This is a genomic window from Flagellimonas algicida, from assembly GCF_049629585.1.
Classification (GTDB): domain Bacteria; phylum Bacteroidota; class Bacteroidia; order Flavobacteriales; family Flavobacteriaceae; genus Flagellimonas.
Genome location: NZ_JBMYIX010000002.1, coordinates 851,187 through 874,286, shown reverse-complemented (window position 1 = coordinate 874,286; position 23,100 = coordinate 851,187). Strand labels below are relative to the sequence as shown.

The window sequence follows — 23,100 nt, the reverse complement described above, 5'->3', positions numbered from 1 at the left end:
TAAAAAATTGAAAAGATCATGAAAAGAAGAAAAATCAAGATTAATCTATCGATTCTTGTTTCGACTGTCCTTGTGCTTGCATGTACAAATCTGGAAGTTGAACCTACGGATTCCGTTTTTAACGAAGCGGACACAGGAGGGTTTGGTGGCGTTAACGCACAGAGTAACCTCAATAACCTGTACAACGATGTTTACGGACAATTGGGAGATCAAGCAAATTTCTTTGCCCTCAATGAGGTTTCCACGGATGAGATGTTGGTGCCGACCCGTGGTACGGACTGGGGCGACAATGGAATTTGGCGTACCCTGCACACCCATACTTGGGATCCACAGCACCTCTACATTCTAAACGTTTGGAACAACCTCAACCAGAATGTATATAGGGCTTCGGAAATTATTGACAGCAGAAGCTCCCCCTCAGCACAACAAAAGGCTGAAGCGCAGTTTTTAAGAGCTTTCAGTATGTTCTTTGTACTGGATCTATACGGTCAGGTGCCATTCAGGGGACTGGACGACGGACCCAATATCAATCCTGAAGTAATGACCAAACAAGAGGCTTACGACTTTATTGTTTCCGATTTAACGGAAGCCATCCCTAACCTACCTTCCATAGCAGCTGGAGCAGAAGGTTTGAGCAAGGCCTCCCAAGCGGCTGGTCGATTCTTATTGGCCAAGGTCATGATGAACGGGGAACGCTATACCGGCACTGCCGCAGATTACAATGCCGTGATTGATCTGATCGATGCCATCGCTGCTGAAGGGTATGCCTTGGAGGATGGTTACTTCGAAATGTTTACGGAAGAAGCCGATACCGAAACCATTTGGTGGGCCAGTACCTCCGTTGGAAACAGGATTTGGAACGGAATGCACTACCATATCGTGGCACCGGACAATACCGGTGGCGGATGGAACGGTTTTAGCACCCTTGCCGAATTTTACGACCTATTTGAAGGAGACCCCAACAGCAACTATGTTGGCGATGGACAAGAGGAAAGAAGAGGTTGGGTGCCTGATGCCAGCAATGCCGATGATGTAAACCTCGGTATTGGTTACGGGTTCTTGATCGGCCAAATGTATGATGCAAATGGTGTTGCTTTAAAAGACCGTCCTGGAAATCCATTGGTTTTCACCAAGGAAATCCCCGGACTGGCCGGTAACAATGAGCGTACAGGTATCCGTACCATCAAGTACCACCCTGCTGGTGAGCGCTCTTTCAACAGTCACGAGATTGTCTTCAGATATGCCGATGCACACCTTTTAAAAGCAGAAGCTATTTTAAGAGGTGGAGGAGATCCCACCGCCTTGGTCAATGAACTCAGAACAATCAGACAAGCAACTCCGCTTGGTTCTGTTACCGCTCAAGATTTGATCGATGAAAGAGGAAGGGAACTTTATAAGGAGTTTTGGAGAAGAAACGATTTGGTTCGTTTTGGACAGTATACCAAAGATTGGGAATTTAAGGATGCAGGTTCTGTAGGTGATGACACCAAGAACTATTTCCCAATTCCAACCAACGCTTTGTTGTCCAATCCAAATTTGGTACAAAACCCAGGTTACTAAGCTCAATAATTCAAAGTTTGGGTTGTTTATATATAAAGAGGCCGCCAATTGGCGGCCTCTTTTCCTATTAGGCCAACCCTCTCATTATACAATTATTTGCCAAATATTAGGCGATTGTTAACCCTTTCCCTCTTCTAATTTCCTATGGAAATGGTTACCTTACCGTCTACCTCCATGAACCGAATCATAAAAACATACAAGCTGGTTTTGCTAGGACTTTTGTTGGTCATTGGCTGCACAAAGCCTGACCCCAATTCCCTTTTCGTACAAAAAAAAGCTTCCCATACAGGCATTACATTTGCCAACACACTCCACCAGACACCAGAACTCAACATACTTAACTACCTCTATTTCTACAATGGCGCGGGGGTAGCTGCCGGAGATTTTAACGGTGATGGATTGGTGGACCTATATTTTACTTCCAATCAAGGTGCAGATAAACTGTACCTCAATAAAGGGAATTTCAAGTTTCAGGACATTACCGAAGCTGCGCAAATCAAAAATGATACGGGTTGGACCACTGGTGTGACCCATGTGGACATCAACAATGATGGCCTATTGGATATTTATATCTGTAAAGTTGGGGACCATGGCCCGATCAGGGGAGAAAACCTACTCTACATCAATCAAGGGGCAAATACGGATGGCGTACCCTCTTTTAAGGAAGCAGCCGCCGATTACGGTTTGGATTTTATTGGATACTCTACACAAGCTGCCTTTTTTGACTATGACCTCGATGGAGATCTGGACATGTACCTACTGAACCATTCCGTGAATCCCAATCGCTCATACGGAAAGGGCACTAAACGAAAACTAGTGGATTCCATGTCCGGTGATATTCTTTTTCGGAATGACGAAGGTTCTTTTGTAAATGTCTCCAAAGAAGCCGGGATATTTCAAGGAAGTATTGGCTATGGACTTGGGTTGGCCATCAGCGACATCAACAATGATGGGTACCCAGACATCTACGTAGGCAACGATTTTTTTGAGAACGACTACCTCTACATCAATCAAAAAGACGGGACTTTTCAAGAAGTCATATCACAGGACCCCAATAAAATGGGGCATACCACCCACTTCTCCATGGGTAATGACATTGCTGATGTGAACAACGATGGTTTGGCCGACATTCTCTCTTTGGATATGCTTCCTGAAAATCTGGAAACCTTTAAAACCTCTGGTTCGGAATACCCCTATCCCGTATACCAACAATACCTGAAAAATGGATTTGCACCCCAATTTATGCAAAATACACTCCACCTAAACTTGGGCGGGGAACGCTTTGGGGAAATCGCCAATTTAAGTGGCATCGAAGCCACCGAATGGTCTTGGGGTGCCCTATTTGCCGATTTTGACAATGATGGTTTTAAAGATCTGTTCATTTCCAATGGAATTGTGGGCGTTACCAATGATATGGATTATATCAACTATATCTCCAACGAGGAAATCCAAAAAAGCATTGCATCCGGATTATCGGACAAGGACATGGAACTCATTGATCGCTTGCCCAAAAAGAAAGTGCCCAACTACTTCTACAAAAACAGGGACGGGGTCACCTTCAGTGATGTCACCGATAGCTGGAGCATAAAAAAAGATTCGTACAGCAATGGCTGTGCCTATGCCGATCTGGACAACGATGGGGATTTGGATCTAGTGGTCAATAATGTCAATGAAGAGGCCTTTATCCTGGAAAATACGCTCACCAAAGGAAACTCCATCAAGATTACATTTGAAGGTTCCCCAAAAAACAAATTTGGGATAGGTGCAAAGGCCATCTTGTTCCACAAAAATAATAGGGCCGTCCAGGAGAACATAACAACACGCGGATTCCTCTCCGCAAAGGACAATAGTCTTACTTTCGGGGTGGGTAAGGACAGCATCATTGACTCCATCCAAATTGTGTGGCCCGGTGGTCCATATGAAACCTTACGGAACATAAAGCCCGACCAAACCTTGAAGGTGTCCATAAATGATGCCTCTGGTAACTATTATATGGAGAAGCCCAACCAACCTGACTCCACTATTTTAAGCGCTACCCAACCTTTGGATTTTGTACATAAAGAACAGCCTTCCCTGGATTTTGACCGGAATCCGTTGGTTCCTTTTTCCTATGCCAATGAAGGGCCCTCCGTATCGGTGGCCGATGTCAATGATGATGGACTGGAAGACCTTTTTATCAGCGGGGCCAAAAGGCAAGCTTCGGCGCTCTATCTCCAAAACAGTGATGGTACTTTTACTTCCCATCAACCTGAACTTTTTGAAATGGATGCCATCAACGAAGATATAGACCATGTCTTTTTTGATGCCGATGGGGATAGTGATCTTGATCTATTGGTGGTGAGTGGAGGCAACGAGTTTACAGACGGCAAACCCCTGCAACCCCGATTGTATTGGAATGACAAAGGGGTCTTTACCAAAGATGATGGGCAGTTTTCCCAAACACAGACCAATGCCTCAAAAGTGGAAGCGGTGGATTTTGATCAAGACGGGGACTTGGACCTTTGTATCACCTCAAACGCCCTTCCTACACAATTTGGCGAAACATCACAACAATACCTTTTTCAAAATGATGGCCAGGGAACGTTTACCGAAATCACACCTTCCTTTGCTCCTGATTTTGCATCGGTTGGCAATGTGAAGGATTTTGTTTGGGCAGACCTTGATGGAAACAGCTACCCCGATTTGATTGTTGCAGGGCATTGGACACCCATCACCCTCTTCCTCAACAATGGAAAACAACTTGCCAAACAAGAAAACAACGGGTTGGAACACACCCATGGTTGGTGGAATTGTATTGCATTGGCAGATTTCGACAATGATGGCGATTTGGATATTCTGGCCGGTAACTGGGGTCTCAATACCAAGTTCAGGGCCTCAAAGGAAAAACCCATCACCCTATACATCCGCGATTTTGACGGGAACGGCTCCATAGAAACCGTAGCAACCTATTTTCATGGAAACAAGGAAACCGTTTTTTCATCCAAGGACGAACTGGCCAAGCAAATACCTTTCTTGAACAAGAAATTTCTCTTTTATGAAGATTTTGCCAAGGCATCCTTGGAATCCCTTTTTGGAAAGGAAAATTTGGATGCCGCCATACAACGAAAGGTGTATCTACTGAGCACTTCCTATTTTCAGAATGATGGAAACGGTCATTTTTCAAGGAAGGAATTGCCTCTTTTGGCACAATCCTCAACGGTGAACGACATTTATATTGAAAAGATTGATAAAGAAACGATTAATGAAATATTAATGGTTGGAAATAATTTTGAGATAAGCACCCAACTTGGTAGATTAGATGCTTCGCATGGGCTTTTGTTACAAAATGATGTACAAGGGAATATAACCTGGAAGCAAAACTTGAACGTTTCCGGGGCAGCCCGGAAAATTGAGAAAATTACACGAAATGGGAACGAGGAATTCATCATCACTCTAAACAACGATTCTCCCATTTTCTTAATCAAAAAACAGAACACGGAATGAAACTCAGATATGCGACTCTATGCCTTGTATTGATTTCCCTGGCTTCCTGCGGAGAAAAAAAATCCAATCCAAAAGATGACGTAAAAGAAACCCTTTTTACGTTAATGCCACAGGATGAAACCGGGGTAACCTTTATCAATGCCGTTGAAAATCAGAAGAACTTCAATATTTTCAAGTATAGAAATTTTTATAATGGCGGTGGTGTTGCCATTGGCGACATTAACAATGACGGTCTATCTGACATCTATTTGACCGGAAACATGGTGCCCAACCGCCTCTATCTAAACAAAGGTGATTTTAAATTTGAGGATATCTCGGAAAGTGCCGGGGTCATGGGCAACAAACCTTGGTCCACCGGTGTGGTCATGGTGGATGTAAACCAAGATGGCCTCTTGGATATTTATGTCTGTAATGCCGGAAACATGAAAGGCAACAACCATGACAACGACCTTTACATCAACAATGGAGATCTCACCTTTACGGAAAAAGCCAATGAATACAACTTGGCCAAGACCGGTTTCACTACCCATGCCTCCTTTTTCGATTATGACAAGGATGGGGATTTGGATGCCTATATCCTCAATAACAGCAATATTCCCGTGAGTAGCTTGGGGTATGCCGAACAACGCGAAGTGCGTGCCCAAGATTGGGAAGGTGTTCCCGACATATTCAAGGGGGTTGGCGATATGCTCTTGCGCAACGACAACGGAAAGTTTGTGGATGTCAGTGAAGATGCGGGCATCTATGGCAGTCTTATTGGCTTTGGATTGGGGGTGTTGGTTTCCGATTTTAACGGAGACCTCTATCCGGATATTTATGTTTCCAATGATTTTTACGAAAGGGACTATCTCTACATCAACCAACAAGATGGTACTTTCAAGGAAGAAATCAAGGATTGGACCTCGCATTTGAGCCTTTCCGCAATGGGAATTGATATTGCGGACATCAACAACGATGGCCATAATGATATTTTTATTACCGATATGCTCCCCGAGGAAGAACACCGGGTAAAATCGGTCATGGAGTTTGAAGGGTATAACGTCTTCAACTTAAAACAGAGCAAAGACTTCTACCAGCAATACATCCAGAACACCCTGCAGCTCAACAATGGGAACGGAACATTTTCGGAAGTGGCTTATTACAGTGGTATAGATGCCACGGATTGGAGCTGGGCCGGACTTATGTTTGATATGGACAATGATGGCCTAAAGGACATTTTTGTGACCAATGGGATCAACCATGACCTGACCGATCTGGATTTTGTGGACTTTTTTGCCAATGAGATCGTGCAAAAAATGGCATTGACCGGAAAAAAACAGTCCATTGATTCCATCATCAACAAAATGCCCATCAAACCGCAGCCCAATTATGCCTACAGGAATAATGGCGACATCAGCTTTACGAATGCCAATAAGGATTGGGGATTTGATTTGCCATCACGATCCAACGGTGCTGCATATGGGGATTTGGACAATGATGGGGATTTGGACCTGGTCATCAACAATGTGAATACCGAGACCTTTTTATACCGAAACAATTCGGAATCCCAACTGGACAACAACTACCTGCAGCTAAAGTTCATAGGACCCAAGAACAATCCTTTTGCGGTAGGCACTTTGGCCAAGTTCTATTTTGATGGGAACATCGTCAACCAAGAACTTATCCCATCCCGTGGTTTTCAATCTTCCATGGGCTATGAAATGAACATTGGACTGGGCAAAACCGAAACCTTGGATTCTATTCGCATCGTTTGGCCTGACAACCGCACCCAAAAGTTGGAAAATGTAGCGGTCAATCAGGTGATGATACTGGACCACGCCCAGGCTTCAGAAATGTATACCCTACCAAAGAAAGAAATCACGAAATCCTTCCTCAACGAATTGGATTCCAACGGCATTGCCACCCATGAGGAAGATGGTTATAATGATTTTGACTACGAAGGTCTCATTTACCAAAAGTTATCGCAGGAAGGACCTTCATTGGCCGTTGCGGACATCAATGGCGATGGCAATGAAGATTTTTATATGGGAGGTGCCCACGGACAGCCTGGAACCCTATACTTGCATACTGGAAACGGAAAAGTCAGACAAAAAACAATAAAAGCTTTTGAGGACGACAGGGATTTTGAAGATGTTGCAGCTGCGTTTTTTGATGCGGATGGGGACAATGACCTAGACCTTATGGTAGGGTCTGGGGGGAACAACTTGGATTTACAACGAACCTACAGACCACGTTTGTACCTTAACGACGGTAAGGGCAATTTCACTAAATCTGAAAATGAACTGCCCTCCACATTCAAGAATATTTCAACCATTTCTCCCTACGATTTTGACAACGATGGAGATATGGACGTCTTTATAGGCTCTCGGAGTGTGGTAGGGGTGTACGGGCTTTCCCCAGACCATCTTTTCCTTGAGAATATGGGGGATGGCACGTTTGCCAATGTAACCGAACGATTGGCGTTTGACCTTAAGGATGCCGGTATGGTCACCGATTCCAAATGGGCAGACATGGACGGGGATGGTAAGGACGACCTCATTGTAACGGCGGAATGGGACACCCCAAAAATTTATAAAAATACTGGGCGAAGACTTACTAAAATGCCTTCTTCGCTGGACAGCCTTTATGGATGGTGGAACACGGCCGAAACCGCAGATTTGGATGGAGATGGCGACCTTGACCTTATTCTGGGCAACCAAGGGCTCAATCTGCATTACAAGCCTTCCCATGGACAGCCCATGAAAATGTGGATCAACGATTATGACAACAACGGTACCATTGAACAGATTTTCACTTTGCAACAAGATGGTGGGGATTACCCCATCCATCAAAAAAGGGAACTCACCGAACAACTGCCCCCACTCAAGAAACAAAACCTAAAGGCATCGGATTATGCGCACCGTACCATACATCAACTTTTTCCAGAAGAGGTATTGGACAAGTCCATTGTAAAGAAAGTGGAAACCTCAGCATCCGTCATTGCCATAAACGAGGGAGGTGGAAAATTCACCATTCAGAACCTCCCCCCACGGGTACAACTGTCCTGCGTTTGCGACATTACCTGTGCAGATGTGAACAACGATGGTAACCTGGATCTTATCATGGCCGGGAACAATTATGAGTTCAAGCCCCAATTTTCAAGGCTCGATGCCAGCTATGGGAATGTTCTCTTGGGTGATGGCCAATTGGGCTTTGAATGGCAGAATTATGACATGAGCGGTTTTAAAATCAAAGATGAAGTAAAATATCTGAAGCAGTTCAAGGATAAAAATGGAAAAACTTTTGTCATTGCCGCCATCAATAACAATAAACCCAAGATATTTGCCATCAATGAATAAACTGTTGGTCATATTTCTAACGGCCCTGATGTTGGGAGGATGCAAAAAAGGAGGTGATCTTTTTGACAATCCCGACCCAAAGGCCACTGGAATTACTTTTACCAACACCTTAACTTCCACGGACAACCTCAGCATTTTGGACTACCTCTATTTTTACAATGGTGGTGGGGTATCCATTGGGGACATCAATAATGATGGGCTCCCCGATATTTTCTTCACTGGAAACCAAGTGAAGAACAAACTGTACCTGAACAAGGGTAATCTCAAGTTTGAGGACATTTCAAGTGCCGCGGGTATTGAGGGCAACAGCAGTTGGAATACGGGGGTTACCATGGCCGATGTAAATGGGGATGGCCTTCTGGACATTTACGTGTGTGCCGTGGTGGGCATCAATGGATTCAACGGGTTCAATGAGCTTTACATCAACAATGGAGATAACACCTTTACAGAAAGTGCCTCCCAATATGGATTGGATTTTGACTCGTATAGCTCCAATGCCACTTTCTTTGATTATGACCTGGATGGCGACCTTGACCTATACCTCCTCAACCATGCCGTGCATACGCAGAATTCCTTCGGCCGTTTCGACCTTCGGTTTGAGCGCCGCTACGAAACTGGGGACAAACTCCTTCGAAACGATGATGGCCAATTCGTCGATGTCAGTGAAGAAGCGGGAATCTACGGCGGTGTGAACGGATATGGTTTGGGTCTGGCCATTGCCGATTTTAATCAGGATGGATACCCGGACATCTACGTGGGGAACGACTTCCATGAAGATGATTACTACTACCTGAACAATGGGGATGGTACATTTACCGAAAGCCTTAAAAAATATTTTGGACACACCAGTCGCTTCTCCATGGGAAATGATGTGGGCGATATCAACAATGATGGCAGACCCGACTTCCTGTCCCTGGATATGCTACCAGAAGACGAAGTGGCCTTGAAATCATCGGAAGGGGATGACAACATACAGACCCAAAAACTCCGTGTGGAGCGTTATGGATATCACTACCAGTTTACCCGCAACATGTTGTTTGTGAACCAACCCGATGGCAACTATATGGAAACCGCCTTGATGAGCGGTGTCGCTGCCACGGATTGGAGCTGGAGTGCCCTTTTTGGGGATTATGATCTGGACGGACATCAGGATATCTTTATTTCCAATGGGATTCCAAAGCGACCGAATGACCTGGATTTCATCAAGTTTGTCTCCAATGACCAAATCCAGAAAAAACTGGACAACACCAAACTTGTGGATCAAGAAGCTCTGACCTTGATGCCTTCGGGCAATGTGCACAATTATGTTTTTCGGGGCAGTGAAGACCTCATGTTCCAAGACATGTCCAGCAATTGGATTACCAAGGACACCTTGATTTCCGGGGCAACCGCCATGGGTGATTTGGACAATGATGGCGACTTGGATTTGGTGACCAACAACATCAACCAACCCGCCTCCCTGTATATCGGCAAAGCTTCGGACAAGGGCAACTACTTAAAAATAAAGTTCCAGTTCACCCCAAAAAATACCTTCGGGATAGGAACCAAGGTATATTCTTATCAAAATGGGGGGCTCCAATTCAAGGAATTGTTCCCTACGAGAGGATTTCAGGCCTCTTCGGAACCCATGGTGCACTTTGGTTACCTAAAAGACATCCAACAAGTGGATTCCATTAAGGTGGTATGGCCTGATAAAAGCTATCAGCTACTCACCAACGTGTCCGTGAACCAAACCCTGACCATTACACCAGAAAACACCAAGCCTTTCGACTATGACATCTTGCACAAAAAGGACAAAAATTTGTTCACCCCCGTCAACAACAACCTAGGGCTGGATTTTACCCATGTGGAAGACAACTACACGGATTTCAACCGGGAAAAGCTGATTCCTTACCAAGTATCGGACAGAGGACCTGCCTTTGCCATGGGGGATTTGAACCAAGATGGAAAAACGGATATTTTTCTGGGAGGATCAAAATTCATGGCCCCACAAATCTTTCTCCAACAAGATTCCATATATGTGGCCCATCGTTATGATACGATTGCCAACGACTCCATCAAGGAAACTATTTCGGCGAGCATTGCTGATTTCAACAACGATAACAAGAACGATGTGTTCGTCACCGCTGGTGGTGGTGACTTTTTTGGGGAATCCGAAGCCCTTTTGGATGCCTACTATATACAGACCGATTCCAGTTTTACCGCTGTGGAAATACCCAAGTTTTTCCAAAACTCATCAGTGGTACGCACTTATGATTTTGACGGGGATGGTGACTTGGACGTGTTTGTGGGCGGACATACCATTACCGCACATTTTGGAACTCCGGTTGCTTCGCACCTACTCGAAAACAACAATGGGGTCTTCACGGTTTTTAAGGACTTCAATGTAGAGGGCATGGTCACCGATGCCCTATGGAGTGATTTCAACGGGGATGGCTCCACGGACCTTATTCTGGTTGGGGAATGGATGTCCCCTAAATTTCTGAAATACGAAAACGGGGCTTTTGTAGAGTCCAACCCCATGGATGCAAAAGGGCTCTGGCAACGTATCCAGCCTTTTGACATTGATGGCGATGGGGATACGGATTATCTTCTGGGAAACTGGGGAACCAACTCCAAATTCCACGCCACCAAGGAATATCCCATGAAGTTGTTCTTTAATGATTTTGATGACAACGGCCAGACCGAAACGGTTACCGCCCTCGAAAAAAATGGAGAGTACTATCCCTTGGAATCCTTGGACGGACTTGCATCACAACTGGTTTTCTTAAAGAAAAAGTATACCAATTACCGTTCCTTTGCCGGAAAGACCATGGAGGAATTGTTTGGAAAGGAACTATTGGACAAATCCACCCTTTGGGAAGTCAATACCCTTGCATCCGGTTTTCTGCGAAATGAAAACGGGACGTTCAGTTTTGTTCCCTTTACCAATGAACTACAGGTCTCCCCGATTATGGCCTTTACCACGGCCGATTTTGATGGTGATGGAGAACCTGAAGTACTGATCGGGGGCAATTACTTTGGGGTAAAGCCCTACCATGGTCGTTTGGATTCTTTTCCAGGAGCTTTGCTCAACAGTGAAAATGACATAATTTTAGGAAATCAATTGGGACTGGACCTTACCAAGAAATCCGTTAGACACTTGGGAACAGTATCCCTGAACGGACAAAAATATTTACTGGCCATATTCAATAATGACAAAACACAAGTATATAAAATCAATAATTAACAAGGAACCATGAAAGAAAGATTAAGTTTACTTGCGGTGGTATTGATGGTTTTCACCGGCTGTCAAAAAAAGCATGAAGCCATTGTGATCACTCCGGAAGAATACCACAGATCCGTGGACAAGGTCATCGAGGTGATGATCCATGATATCTTCTCCCCTCCCGTGGCCAGTAGAATATTTGCCTATCCCAACATTGCCGCCTATGAGATCATAGCCCAAAAAGATGATCGCTACAAATCCTTGGCAGGGCAGATACATGATTTGACCCCAATTCCAGCGCCAAAAGAAGGGGACAGCATCAACTTTGAAGTCGCTGCCCTCGTTGCGCATATGCAACTCGATAAAAACCTCATTTTTTCCGAAGACCGCATTGTAAGCTTCCGAGATAGTCTATATGCCATTTGGGCCGATAAAAATGAACCTGTCTTCAACGCTTCCAAGGCCTACGGTCTTGAAGTTGCCGAACATATTGCCGCTTGGATGAACAAGGACAATTACAAGCAAACACGGACCATGCCCAAGTTCTCCGTAAATTCGGAAGACCCTTCACGTTGGCAGCCCACACCTCCCGCCTATATGAACGGTTTGGAGCCCCACTGGAGTAAAATCCGTCCGTTTGCCATTGATTCCGCAGACCAATTTAAACCCGCTCCCCCACCAGATTTCTCCATGGAAGAAGGTTCCAAGTTTTACGAGGAAGTAATGGAAGTCTACGAAGTGCGCAAGAGCATGATCGGCAAAGGGGATAAGTCGGATGAGATAGCCATTGCCCAGTTTTGGGACTGTAACCCCTATGTTTCTGTAACCCGTGGTCACCTGATGTTCGCTACCAAGAAAATTACACCCGGGGCCCATTGGATCGGTATTACCAAAATAGCCGCTAGAAAATCGGATGCCGATTTTGCCAAAACAGTGTATGCCTATACCAAGACATCCATTGCCATTGCCGATGGCTTTATAAGTTGTTGGGACGAGAAATACAGGAGTAATCTTATTCGCCCTGAAACGGTCATCAATGAATATATTGACGACAGTTGGGAGCCTGTACTCCAAACGCCCCCGTTCCCTGAATATACCAGTGGACATAGCGTGGTATCCGGTGCAGCAGCCATAGCGCTTACGGACATTTTTGGGGACAACTTTGCCTTTGATGACGATACCGAAGTAGCTTACGGCCTGCCCGTACGCTCCTTTTCCTCTTTTAACCACGCATCTGATGAAGCCGCTTTAAGCCGAATGTATGGAGGAATCCATTATCGTGCGGCCATTGAGGTCGGGATCAAACAAGGTAGGAGCCTAGGGAAATTTATAGTGGACAAATTGGATATGACCAAAGGTTGATTCCCTATCTTTATCGGTAATTATGAGGAAAGTTTATATTGCTGCTCTTGTCCTTGTGGTGCTTTTACTGGCGTGGTACCTATTCCTGAAACCTCAGGATTATCAGGTCAGTTTTAAGGCAAAGACCGCTCCAGGAGTCATCTATGAAACAGTACGGGTATGGAACAAAACCCTGGATAGCAACATCCCTGTCAGGTATCAAAGTTTAGACCATTTTGAGCAGACCATTATTGTCCAAGACTCCATACATGAATACGTTTGGGACATTACCCCAATCCATGATTCGCTCAGTCAGGTTGATGTCAGCATCAAGGACTTGGACCACTCCTTTATGAACAAAGTCAGGATTCCCTTTTCAGATACGGATTTTGAAAAAGGATCCCGTAAAACTCTCCTGAGCTTTAACGAATACCTGAGCAACCACCTCAATAGCATCAAGGTCACCGTATTGGGAGAGGATGAACTATTTTCCACCTTCTGTGCCTGCGTTCCTTTGGAAGCTGCCCAAAACGAAAAAGCCTCTGGTATGATGGCCAACTACACCTTCATAAGTAACCTTCTGGCCGACAATGAGGTTACCGTAAATGGGCCTCCTTTTATTGAAGTAGTGGATTGGAGTGTGGAAAAGGATCATCTATCCTATAACTTTTGCTACCCCATCATCCGTTCAGAAAGATTGCCTATAAACCCCAATATCATTTACAAACGCATTTTTCCCAAAAAAGCACTGAAAGCCATTTATAATGGCAATTACATCACTTCGGACCGAGCTTGGTACACGCTTTTGAATTATGCCCAAGCCCGAAACATTCCTGTAGAGGAAAAGCCTGTCGAGGTATTTTTCAACAACCCCAACATGGGTGGAAATGAACTGATGTGGAAGACCGAAGTCTATATGCCCCTTAAAGAGTCTGAATGATCAGGATTTCCTTCATATTGGTTTTCTGTGTCCTTCAAGCATGTGCCCAAAAAACGTATTACGGTCAATTGGACGTTTTAGGGAAATTCCCTTCAAAACTTAGTGAGGTATCCGGATTGGAAACCAATGCGCATGGCGATATTTGGGTGGTCCAAGATAGCGGCAACAAAGATGAAATCCACAAAGTGGATACCACCGCCCAGATTCTTGAAACCTATAAAATTGACCATGCCAAAAATAAGGATTGGGAGGATTTGGCCATGGATTCACAAGGCAACCTCTATATTGGCGACTTTGGCAACAACACCAATGAACGGAAAGATTTGACCATCTACAAAGTATCCCATACAGAGTTGGACAAGAAGGAACCCAATGCCAAAAAGATACGGTTCAACTATCCTGAACAAAAGCGGTTTCCCCCTAAAAAAAACAACCTGCTTTTTGACACTGAGGGCTTTTTTCACTGGCAAGGCTTTCTGTATATCTTCACAAAGAACCGAACCCGTCCCTACACTGGGGAGACTTTGGTATATAGGGTTCCCGATACGGAGGGGGATTATGATGCCGAATTTTTAGGGAGTCTGTTCCTTTGCAAGGATCAAGACCACTGTTCTGTAACTGGGGCCGATATTTCACCAGACGGAAAATCCATCGCCCTTCTGACCTACGGTTTTGTTTTTTTGTTGACCGATTTTGATTTTCCCGATGTATCAAAGGCCCAATCCAAGGTCATAGACCTCAATAGTGATACCCAAATAGAATCCATCGGATTTTTGGATAATGGCACACTACTGCTCGCTGACGAGGAAAAGAAAAAGACAGGGCGTAATCTGTATCGGTTAAGGCTCAATTGACTTTTACATCAGAAACCAAATCCTACTCCAAAGGCAAACCGAAGCCCATCGGTACTATTGAACAATCCAAAGTTGGCGGTAATGATGTCTATACCGTTCACGAAGAAACCTCCTCCATAGGAATTGTGCCATTTGCCTGAAGTATCCCCAGGAAACCATACCCTACCATAGTCAAACCCGCCATAGATTCCCGGAGTGACGGGCAACAGTCCCGTTTGCCTGCTCCTAAAACTATATCGGATATCTGTATTCTGGTAAAAGGCCGTTTTTCCCGTAAACCGCTGAAAACGGAACCCTCGAAGGCCATTGTTCCCACCAATACTGGCGCCTTGATAGAACTCAAAATCATCTCCTATGGTAAAGTGCCCCTGTACTTTGGTGGCCAATACCAACCTACCATCCGAAGATATCCTATGGTCCATGGACAGACCGGGAACCACAAATCCGAAAGACCTGCCGGATTCCTCAATATTGGTCCTATACCCTCCGCGCAAGGAAAAACTCATCCCCAAAGTTGGATATGCCTCATTGTCCGTATTGGAATATTGGTATTCGCCATTGACCCCAACGAAATTTTGATGGCTTTCCTCTCCGTTTTCCAGATAAAACTCATTGATGTATCTGTCTTCGGTTTCTTCCACCTCAATGCTCTCATAAGTGACCCCCAACCGCACCTCGGAACCGAGGTAGCCCCGCCACACCAAGGATGGGGAAAATCGTAAGGTCCGTAGTTTAACGCGATTATAGTCCAACCCCAAAGGTTCCTCGTCATCATTGTTTATGGTTTCATTGCCAAAGCCGAAAAAGTTGAGCGTAAAATTGGGACTGGTAAATCGCACCTTCATCTCAAAGTTCACATTGTTGAACACGTTGGCAAATTCTCCGGTATACCCCAAATCAAATCCATTTGTCGCAAAATAATAAGCTGCATTTACCACATGCCGCTGGGTAAATGGGTTCTGCTTAAACCCATTGAAGGTATAGGTATCGGTGAACCCAATCCGCATCCCATCATCGGGATTGAAACCCAAGCTGGGCAAAATTTGATTGTTACTCGCCTTGACTTTCAAAAAGTCGTAGGTGTTGGTCTCATAATCATTCCACCGGTGTACTTGCCCTCCAAACGCCTCATCATAGGTGTTCTTCTTGGTCTTAAAATCGTAGGCATGTACTTTTCTTGAATTTTCCGAAATCTTGTACACGTCATTGTTCTGCCCCCCGACAAGTCTTACTTTAATTTTGGATGCAGGCGTGTTCACATCAAACACATCATCATCATCCAATCCATAGATCCAGATTTCCTTGGTATATGCCGGATCATACCATTTTTTAAAGAAAATATCTTCTTTCTCTCCTCCCTTGATACGATGGGCAAGAACCTCGACACCCCCATTGGGCAAGGCCGTAATGCTGAAATAATCGTCCTTATCGGTCCCTGTTACCACACTATACTTATTCAGAACCTCAAAATATTCCTTGGCCGTATCCACCAGATTATCTTTTCTGGCCATCAAGGTCTTCTTTATTTTTATGAGGGATGAATCCCTGACCGCTTCGGGGAAATCCAAAAAAGCATGGTCCACTACGGACCCATCAATGTGCTTTTGGATAAATTCCGCCTGTTCTATCCACATATCCAAATCAGACTCGGAGAGAAGCGCCATATCCAAGGCAAAAGTCCGTGGGGACGAAGTAAATCCTTTTACACTTCTGATTTCTTCGTTGAACCCTTCAAAAATTTGAAGTCCCGGAACCGCTCTTGAACCAAAACCCATGACGAATCCATCGCCCCAGCGCGAAAAAGCCTGGTCCCTGTCCCTAGGTATGGGCCTAAACACCTTGTCATCCCCCTCTTTGAACTGGGCCCACCGCCATTGGTCCACATGCCTGTCCCAATCTCCAATAAGGATGTCGAACAAGCGCGCCTTTACATATTCCTTATGATCCAAACGATATTCTTCATCTTCCCTTAGTTTGTTGATGAAATCATAGGTACTTTCTATTTTCTTGGTCTTTCCAAAGCTCTCCAAGTTGTCATGTCCATCGGACACATGCTCCTCAATCATGTAAAGCCCGTTGCCAAAATCAGTGTTGAAATCGCCCAAAACAGATTGCTTGGGCACATAATACAGCTTGGGATTGGTATGGTAAAGCCCCACTGCGTCAGATAGCTTGCCAATTACAAAAGGAGCATAGGGATGGGCACCCGTGTAGAGGTCCAAAAGTAGGTCTTCGGTATAGGTGCCTTCAAATTGCCCAATTACGTATTGGTCCCTAAATGCAATGGCCTGCAGATAGCGTTCCGCACTTTTCCGAAGGTCCCGCATTACATACTGTCTGCCTTGATTATCTTTCAAACGCAAGGAATTGGATTGGTTACCGCCTCCTTTACGAACTACCCTAAGCCCTCCAAAAAGGGTATCCAACCGTACTGTTGGCGCTTTTACCTGGGTTGCATAATATTCCCGGTAGCGTTCTCCCCATAAAAACTTATAAAATCCTGTCTTATCGATTTCTTCATCGGTATAGACCGAGGTCTCCATGAACGGAGGAAAGTCCTCGGGAAGGGATACACGCTCCGTGGACCGGTCCGGCGGCAATACTTGGGTATGGAACAAAAGCTCTTCCGAAGTTTCGTCTGCACCAAAAAAATTGACGCTACTGGAACCGTCTTTGTACACCTTGAGGACGGCATACCCATTTCTTCCCGTGGAAAACTTACTGCCGTTCAACAGTCGCGTGGCACCGGTTTTAGCTCCTGCTCCACTCACAATCTGGGGTTTTCCAAACTCTTCAATATATTGAAGGGTATGCTCGTGACCCGAAACAAAAATGACCTTGTCAGAATATTGGGACAGGGTTACAATACGTTTTTTTAGCTCATTGTAGACTTGGTTACTGAGGTCTTCCACTGTGGCACCGGAAGTTTTGCGCAACAAGTTCACTGCCGTTCCAAAAATAGGAAGTGGGACTTTCCCCCCACTGGGATACAAATGTTGGGCAAAAGAAAATTGTCCGCCGTGCGCCCCATAGGTGAACATAGGGTGGTGCAGGGCAATGATGATGGTCTTGTCCAAATTTTTCTTGATGAGACTTTCCAGTTCTTCCAAGAACCTAGTGCGATCTTTGATTTCGCAATTGTCGTTCATGGTAGGATGTTTGTCCCAATTGGTAAGGTACCACTCCGTATCAATGGCAATGATCATGGTTTGATCGCTTACTTCTACCTTTTCAATGGGGCAACCGTTGTCCGGAAGGAACACTTTCTTGCTATCCAATACTTTTTGAATGTACTTCTCCTCTCTTTCCAGGCCTTCCAAACCCTTACTATACCAATCATGGTTACCAGGAACGAACACTGTCCTGCCCTTGAAGGATTTTACAGCTGCCAATTGGGCGTTCAAATGGTTTTTGGCCATTTCATGGCCTAAGGGATCATCGTCTTTGTCGGGAAATCCGGCCGGATAAATATTATCTCCTAAAAACAGTACGGTACTGTTGGCATTGGCCTTGTCCAAAACGGATTTAAACCGCTTTAGGGTGGGATTCATCTCCCCCATGGGCGATTTTCCCGCATCACCAATCAAATAAAAGGTATGGTCGACCTCTTTTCCGGAAGTTGTATCACTACTCCCTATTGAAGCGGCATATTTTGCCTCATAAGTGGCACAGCTATAAGCCAAGATCAATAAGCATGCGAGCAAGTAATGTTTCTTCATATCCATGAGGTTGACTCCAAAATTTTGTACTTTGGATGTTCAAATATGTAGTTATGTCGGAAATTGTTGAAAAAGCTGAACTTTTCGCTTCGAAACTTTTGAAAAATAATCTCGATCCCAGGTTCTTATACCACAACTTACGACATACGCAACGTGTAGTTAAAAGTACTAAAGAATTGCTCAATTTCTATGATTTAACGGAGGAGGAGCAAGAAAAGCTGTTGTTGACGGCCTGGCTGCACGATACGGGCTATGTGGCCGGAAGACTGAACCATGAGGAGGCCAGTTGCAAGACCGCTTCCGATTTCTTGAAGGAAAATGGATATAAAGCCGCTGATATTGAAGAGGTATGCCGCTTGATCATGGCCACAAAACGACACTACGAACCCCAAACACTTTCCGAACAGATCATCCGAGATGCAGATTCTTCCCATTTTGCCAAAAAAAGCTATTGGGAAACCACTGATTTTTTACGGGAAGAATTAAAAGAACTGGACGTTGCCGATTATTCCCCAAAAGAATGGCGGGATGAAAACATCAGAATGTTCCGAAATGAGCATCGTTTTTATACCGATTATGCCAAGGAAAATTGGGAAGAGGGCAAGGCAAGAAACCTAAAACAACTGGTAAAGGAGAAAAAAAACGAAAAGGACATTGCCAAAAAAGAGGCCCTTAAAGCCAAATACAAGCAAGAAAGTCCGGATAGGAGTGTGCAGACCTTATATCGCGTTACCTTAAAAAACCACTTGAAGCTGAGTGATATTGCCGATACCAAGGCCAACATCCTATTATCGGTAAACGCCATCATCATTTCCTTGGTTCTGGCCAATTTGCTCACCAAACTGGACAATCCCTCCAATACCTATCTCATTTATCCAACGTTTATCCTAATCCTGTTCAGTGTGGCTTCCATGATCTTATCGGTTTTGGCCACAAGACCCAATGTCACCACTGGAAAATTCACCAAGGAAGACGTGGAACAAAAAAGGGTGAACCTTTTGTTCTTTGGCAATTTCCATAAAATGAAACTGGAGGAATACGAATGGGCCCTTCAGGAATTGGTCAAGGACAAGGAGTATGTATATTCCTCATTGACCAAGGACCTATATTACTTGGGCCTGGTACTGAACAAGAAGTATAAAATACTTAGGATCACCTACAACATTTTTATGTTGGGCATGATTATCTCGGTACTCGCTTTTGGAATTGCTTTTCGCTTCTTTGGTCCTGAAAGGCTTACGTTTTGATCAAGATTTCAGCTCTTCCATCAAATCATCATACGTATAGGTCTGCTCTGATTTCTTGTCCTTTTTGTACAGAATCTCTGCGCGGATGGCCTTAAGGCCCGTTACCCCCTGAAGTCCTTCCAACTCCACAATTTCTATATTATTGGTAAAGTACCCTTTTGCTTTTAGGAACTGTATATAGCGCATATACTCCCTTTCGTCCTTACGCTGGGAATATACAATGGATAGTTTTCCTTTTTGGGTCAATCTTTCATTGGTGCCCTTGATATAGGATTTATCAATACGTTTTTTGATCACTTCATATCTAGCATTATAGGTGCCATCCACATCAAAACGCTTTTCGTCCATCCTAAAACGGATGGCCAGGGAGGTACTGTACACCAAAATCAACGAAGCCACATCCAACTTTACGGGCAAATGTGGTTTCATGGCGTAGTATTTGTTCTCCATATCACACATTACCTGGAGCTGCCACAGCCTCAAGTTGCTCAAATACAGTTTATTGAACTTCCTGTCGCGTGCAATGGAACTGCCAATGTACATGTTATGCTCTACCCCATCGGTTTTGTACCGCTCAAAATAGTGGGGAAACATCTCTTGGGCTTCCAGTTGTTTTTTATCCAACAAGGCCGCCAATTGCATATTGGCCTCCATGACGCTATCATCATAATTGCGACGATGGTCATAATACGATTCCGTGGTTTCGTCTATCTTGGATTCGTATTGCTGGATAAGACCCTTGAGTTCCTTGTCCTCCTTTTTCAAATGCTTGAAAATAGGATCGACTTCCTCTTTCACAAAGTCAAATACAGCCTGCTCCGTATGGGTATACAACGCTTCCTTGACCTCATCGAGGTAGGCATCCACCCTATACATCAACTCTTCATATATGGGCAATTGATATTTTTGGGTCGCTCTTCCCAAAACCTCATTGATTTCGGAAAGTTGGATCATTAAATCGCGCTGAATGGACAGGTTGCGTTCTTTTGAAGAATCCTTGATATCAATCTGACCATACAACGGATACACATCCTTGAACACAATTTCCTTGAACAAGGGTTGGTGCCCCGCAAGTTGATCGGCCATAAACCGCTTGGCTTCCTCCTGAAACTTCCAATATACAGACGGATGGACGGTAGTACATTCATGTTGAATAATGGCATCGATCAGGTTTTCCTCCTCCTCAATAGATCGGAGCACGGCCGAGATGATAAAGGGCATAACATCATCCAACTTATTGGCATTTACACTGTTGAGCTCATTCACCGTGTTGGAAACCAGTTCCAAAACGCCCAACAACTCCCCATTATTGGATATAGGCGCCAATATGGCGCTCTTTATCCCCTGCTCGTGCAAACTTTTGTACGGCTGGCTTTGATTAGATCTGACCAATGATTTTTCCACATTGGAGATGGCAAAATATTTACTTTCCCTAAAAAGTTTCCCATGGGAATAGTCGCAAAGCATTGAATCGCAGGGCTCAGAATCCTTTCCATGAAGGATAAAGCTTTCCATGCCTTTCCCATATATCTTGAAGAAATGGTTGGCATTGGAATCATAACCTGCAAATCCCACCTTGATTTCCTTGAGCTTGAACAAAGACCTAAAGGTATCCTGAAAACTCTCCATAAAGTCTTCGCCCGCATGTTTATGTCTACCTATCAATGTCGACTTAATCTCTGAAATGGAGTGTTCCGCGGTAACATCGAACATATTGGAAATCACAAAACCTTTGGTGATAAAACTATTGGGCGGAATCTTTTCTTTCCAAAGTTCCAGATTCTCAAAGTTCTCCAAAAGTTCATCCACATCATCCTGTGTAAGCTCCTTGGACTGTTCCGTTGGAATGATTTCCATGAAATCTGCATTATACAGGATACGGTAATGGTGCATTACCCCATTCGCATCGGGAATATCATAGAAAAAAGGGCGTTTAAAATCCAGTTTAAACCCATAATAAAAGCTGAGGATCACCGTACATTTCATGATGTAGCTCAACTCGTCGGGAATGTTTCGGATTTCCAGCTCGAAGTCTTCCCCTGCGTCCTTCAATATCCTTTTAAACCGTTCGGAAGAGTTGAAGGTCAGGTTCTCAAAAGGGGTGGAAGCCGTCTTTATCTCATTTTGGGTAAGTACCGGCGAAAAAGTGTCGGCCAAAATAATACCTATAACATCCTTATGCTTCTCCAATAGGTCCAAATCGTTGAACCCATCCCTGAGTTCTGGGTAAGGGGCCTGTGCATCCAAGACATACCTCGCCCTTTCAGCAAGGTGCTCGTCCCCGCTATTGAGCTGTCTGTCATAGTGTTCCAATAGCTTGTTGAAACTAACCAACTGTACCATTGGACTTTCGGCATTGTAATGTGGCACCATACCCATATTGGTCGAGATTGAACAGGTAAAGTTACAAAAACCTTCACTGTTCTTTTCATAAAGGAGATTTTTATGGATTAATCGCCATTTTTAAGGATATTTAGTAAAAATTATTCCATGTCCTCCAATGCCAGATTAGATCGGGCCTATGCAAAAGCCAAGATCATCCCTTTTGATGACGACTCCAAGTTTATCTTTTTCAGCGATTGCCATAGGGGGGACAATAGTTTTGCCGATGATTTTGCCAACAACAGGAACATTTATTTCCATGCCCTTAGCCATTACTATCGCCAAGGATTTCATTATTGCGAGCTTGGGGATGGCGATGAACTTTGGGAAAACATGGGGTTCGATTCCATTTTTGAGGCACATAAAAATGTATACCAATTGCTTCGCCGGTTCCATTTGGAAAAACGCTTGCATATGCTCTGGGGAAACCATGACATGGTCTATAGCGACAAAAAATATGTGGACAAGCACCTTTCTCACTATTTTGAGCCCATTGACGGATCGGACAAAGCCCTATTTCAAGGCATTACCTATCACGAGGCCATCATCTTAAAACATACTGGAACAGGTCAAAAACTGTTCTGTGTCCATGGGCACCAAGCAGATTGGTGGAACTATGTGTGTTGGCGCATTGGACGATTTTTGGTGCGTATCCTTTGGAAACCACTCCAGGTGGTAGGTATTGCAGACCCCACAAGTCCCGCTAAAAATTACAAGGAACTCATTCGTATCGAAAAAAGGATAAAACGATGGATCTTACGGAACCATCTACAAATCACCATTGCGGGCCATACGCACCGACCACGATTTCCAGAACCCGGCCAAATTCCATTCTTTAATGACGGAAGCTGTGTGCACCCCAGAAGCATTACCGGAATTGAACTTGAGAATGGCAAAATTTCCCTCATCAAGTGGCATATAGACACCAAGGCAGATGGTACATTACAGATTGTAAGGGTGTTATTAGAGGGGCCGGAAAAGTTGGTTGATTATATGGAGAGCTAAAAGAATTGCCTGCAGCTTAACGA

General features: G+C 44.4%; 11 protein-coding genes. 9 read left to right on the top strand and 2 right to left on the bottom strand.

Translation table 11 applies throughout. From position 1 onward, the window contains the following. Positions 1 to 18: 18 nt before the first annotated feature. From ACPD8L_RS12775 to ACPD8L_RS12745, 7 genes are all read left to right on the top strand, one after another. Positions 19 to 1,560, top strand: a complete 1,542-nt coding sequence (locus ACPD8L_RS12775; RefSeq protein WP_293304253.1) for a RagB/SusD family nutrient uptake outer membrane protein — start codon at positions 19 to 21, stop codon at positions 1,558 to 1,560. Positions 1,561 to 1,734: 174 nt separating this feature from the next. After that, the gene (locus tag ACPD8L_RS12770) at positions 1,735 to 5,043 is read left to right on the top strand and encodes a VCBS repeat-containing protein (RefSeq protein WP_423943664.1); all 3,309 of its coding nucleotides are present in this window, start codon (positions 1,735 to 1,737) and stop codon (positions 5,041 to 5,043) included. Continuing rightward, the gene (locus tag ACPD8L_RS12765; RefSeq protein ID WP_423943662.1) at positions 5,040 to 8,381 is read left to right on the top strand and encodes a VCBS repeat-containing protein; all 3,342 of its coding nucleotides are present in this window, start codon (positions 5,040 to 5,042) and stop codon (positions 8,379 to 8,381) included. Before ACPD8L_RS12770 ends, ACPD8L_RS12765 begins: the two co-directional genes overlap by 4 nt. After that, positions 8,374 to 11,610, top strand: a complete 3,237-nt coding sequence (locus ACPD8L_RS12760; RefSeq protein ID WP_423943660.1) for a VCBS repeat-containing protein — start codon at positions 8,374 to 8,376, stop codon at positions 11,608 to 11,610. The genes ACPD8L_RS12765 and ACPD8L_RS12760 overlap by 8 nt, the downstream gene beginning before the upstream one ends. 9 nt (positions 11,611 to 11,619) lie before the next feature. After that, positions 11,620 to 12,951 (top strand): vanadium-dependent haloperoxidase, encoded by a 1,332-nt coding sequence (locus ACPD8L_RS12755; RefSeq protein WP_423943658.1) that lies wholly within the window; start codon positions 11,620 to 11,622, stop codon positions 12,949 to 12,951. Positions 12,952 to 12,973: 22 nt separating this feature from the next. Next, complete coding sequence (locus ACPD8L_RS12750; protein ID WP_116216321.1) at positions 12,974 to 13,870, top strand: GyrI-like domain-containing protein; 897 nt, start codon at positions 12,974 to 12,976, stop codon at positions 13,868 to 13,870. Continuing rightward, complete coding sequence (locus ACPD8L_RS12745) at positions 13,867 to 14,724, top strand: hypothetical protein (protein ID WP_421810204.1); 858 nt, start codon at positions 13,867 to 13,869, stop codon at positions 14,722 to 14,724. The genes ACPD8L_RS12750 and ACPD8L_RS12745 overlap by 4 nt, the downstream gene beginning before the upstream one ends. A gap of 8 nt (positions 14,725 to 14,732) precedes the next feature. Here the strand turns inward: ACPD8L_RS12745 and ACPD8L_RS12740 are convergent, their stop codons facing one another. Continuing rightward, a complete protein-coding gene (locus ACPD8L_RS12740) occupies positions 14,733 to 18,443 on the bottom strand; it encodes a metallophosphoesterase (protein ID WP_423943656.1) in 3,711 nt (1,236 codons plus the stop codon). Between the two features lie 53 nt (positions 18,444 to 18,496). Between ACPD8L_RS12740 and ACPD8L_RS12735 the strand changes: the two genes are divergently transcribed. Continuing rightward, positions 18,497 to 19,690 carry a Pycsar system effector family protein gene (locus ACPD8L_RS12735; RefSeq protein WP_421810206.1) on the top strand — a complete coding sequence of 398 codons (1,194 nt, stop codon included), beginning with the start codon at positions 18,497 to 18,499 and terminating at the stop codon, positions 19,688 to 19,690. On the opposite strand, the gene ACPD8L_RS12730 is transcribed toward ACPD8L_RS12735, so the two are convergent. Then, positions 19,691 to 22,069 carry a GAF domain-containing protein gene (locus ACPD8L_RS12730; protein WP_423943655.1) on the bottom strand — a complete coding sequence of 793 codons (2,379 nt, stop codon included), beginning with the start codon at positions 22,067 to 22,069 and terminating at the stop codon, positions 19,691 to 19,693. A 111-nt stretch (positions 22,070 to 22,180) separates the two neighbouring features. Here ACPD8L_RS12730 and ACPD8L_RS12725 point away from each other — a divergent pair, with 111 nt between their 5' ends. Then, positions 22,181 to 23,077, top strand: a complete 897-nt coding sequence (locus ACPD8L_RS12725) for a metallophosphoesterase family protein (RefSeq protein ID WP_293304236.1) — start codon at positions 22,181 to 22,183, stop codon at positions 23,075 to 23,077. Positions 23,078 to 23,100: the final 23 nt, after the last annotated feature.

Bases quoted from the DNA above. Each gene is read 5' to 3' on its own strand.
- ACPD8L_RS12775 (WP_293304253.1), top strand. From the start codon at position 19: ATGAAAAGAAGAAAAATCAAGATTAATCTATCGATTCTTGTTTCGACT.
- ACPD8L_RS12770 (WP_423943664.1), top strand. From the start codon at position 1,735: ATGAACCGAATCATAAAAACATACAAGCTGGTTTTGCTAGGACTTTTG.
- ACPD8L_RS12765 (WP_423943662.1), top strand. From the start codon at position 5,040: ATGAAACTCAGATATGCGACTCTATGCCTTGTATTGATTTCCCTGGCT.
- ACPD8L_RS12760 (WP_423943660.1), top strand. From the start codon at position 8,374: ATGAATAAACTGTTGGTCATATTTCTAACGGCCCTGATGTTGGGAGGA.
- ACPD8L_RS12755 (WP_423943658.1), top strand. From the start codon at position 11,620: ATGAAAGAAAGATTAAGTTTACTTGCGGTGGTATTGATGGTTTTCACC.
- ACPD8L_RS12750 (WP_116216321.1), top strand. From the start codon at position 12,974: ATGAGGAAAGTTTATATTGCTGCTCTTGTCCTTGTGGTGCTTTTACTG.
- ACPD8L_RS12745 (WP_421810204.1), top strand. From the start codon at position 13,867: ATGATCAGGATTTCCTTCATATTGGTTTTCTGTGTCCTTCAAGCATGT.
- ACPD8L_RS12740 (WP_423943656.1), bottom strand. From the start codon at position 18,443: ATGAAGAAACATTACTTGCTCGCATGCTTATTGATCTTGGCTTATAGC.
- ACPD8L_RS12735 (WP_421810206.1), top strand. From the start codon at position 18,497: ATGTCGGAAATTGTTGAAAAAGCTGAACTTTTCGCTTCGAAACTTTTG.
- ACPD8L_RS12730 (WP_423943655.1), bottom strand. From the start codon at position 22,069: ATGGGTATGGTGCCACATTACAATGCCGAAAGTCCAATGGTACAGTTG.
- ACPD8L_RS12725 (WP_293304236.1), top strand. From the start codon at position 22,181: ATGTCCTCCAATGCCAGATTAGATCGGGCCTATGCAAAAGCCAAGATC.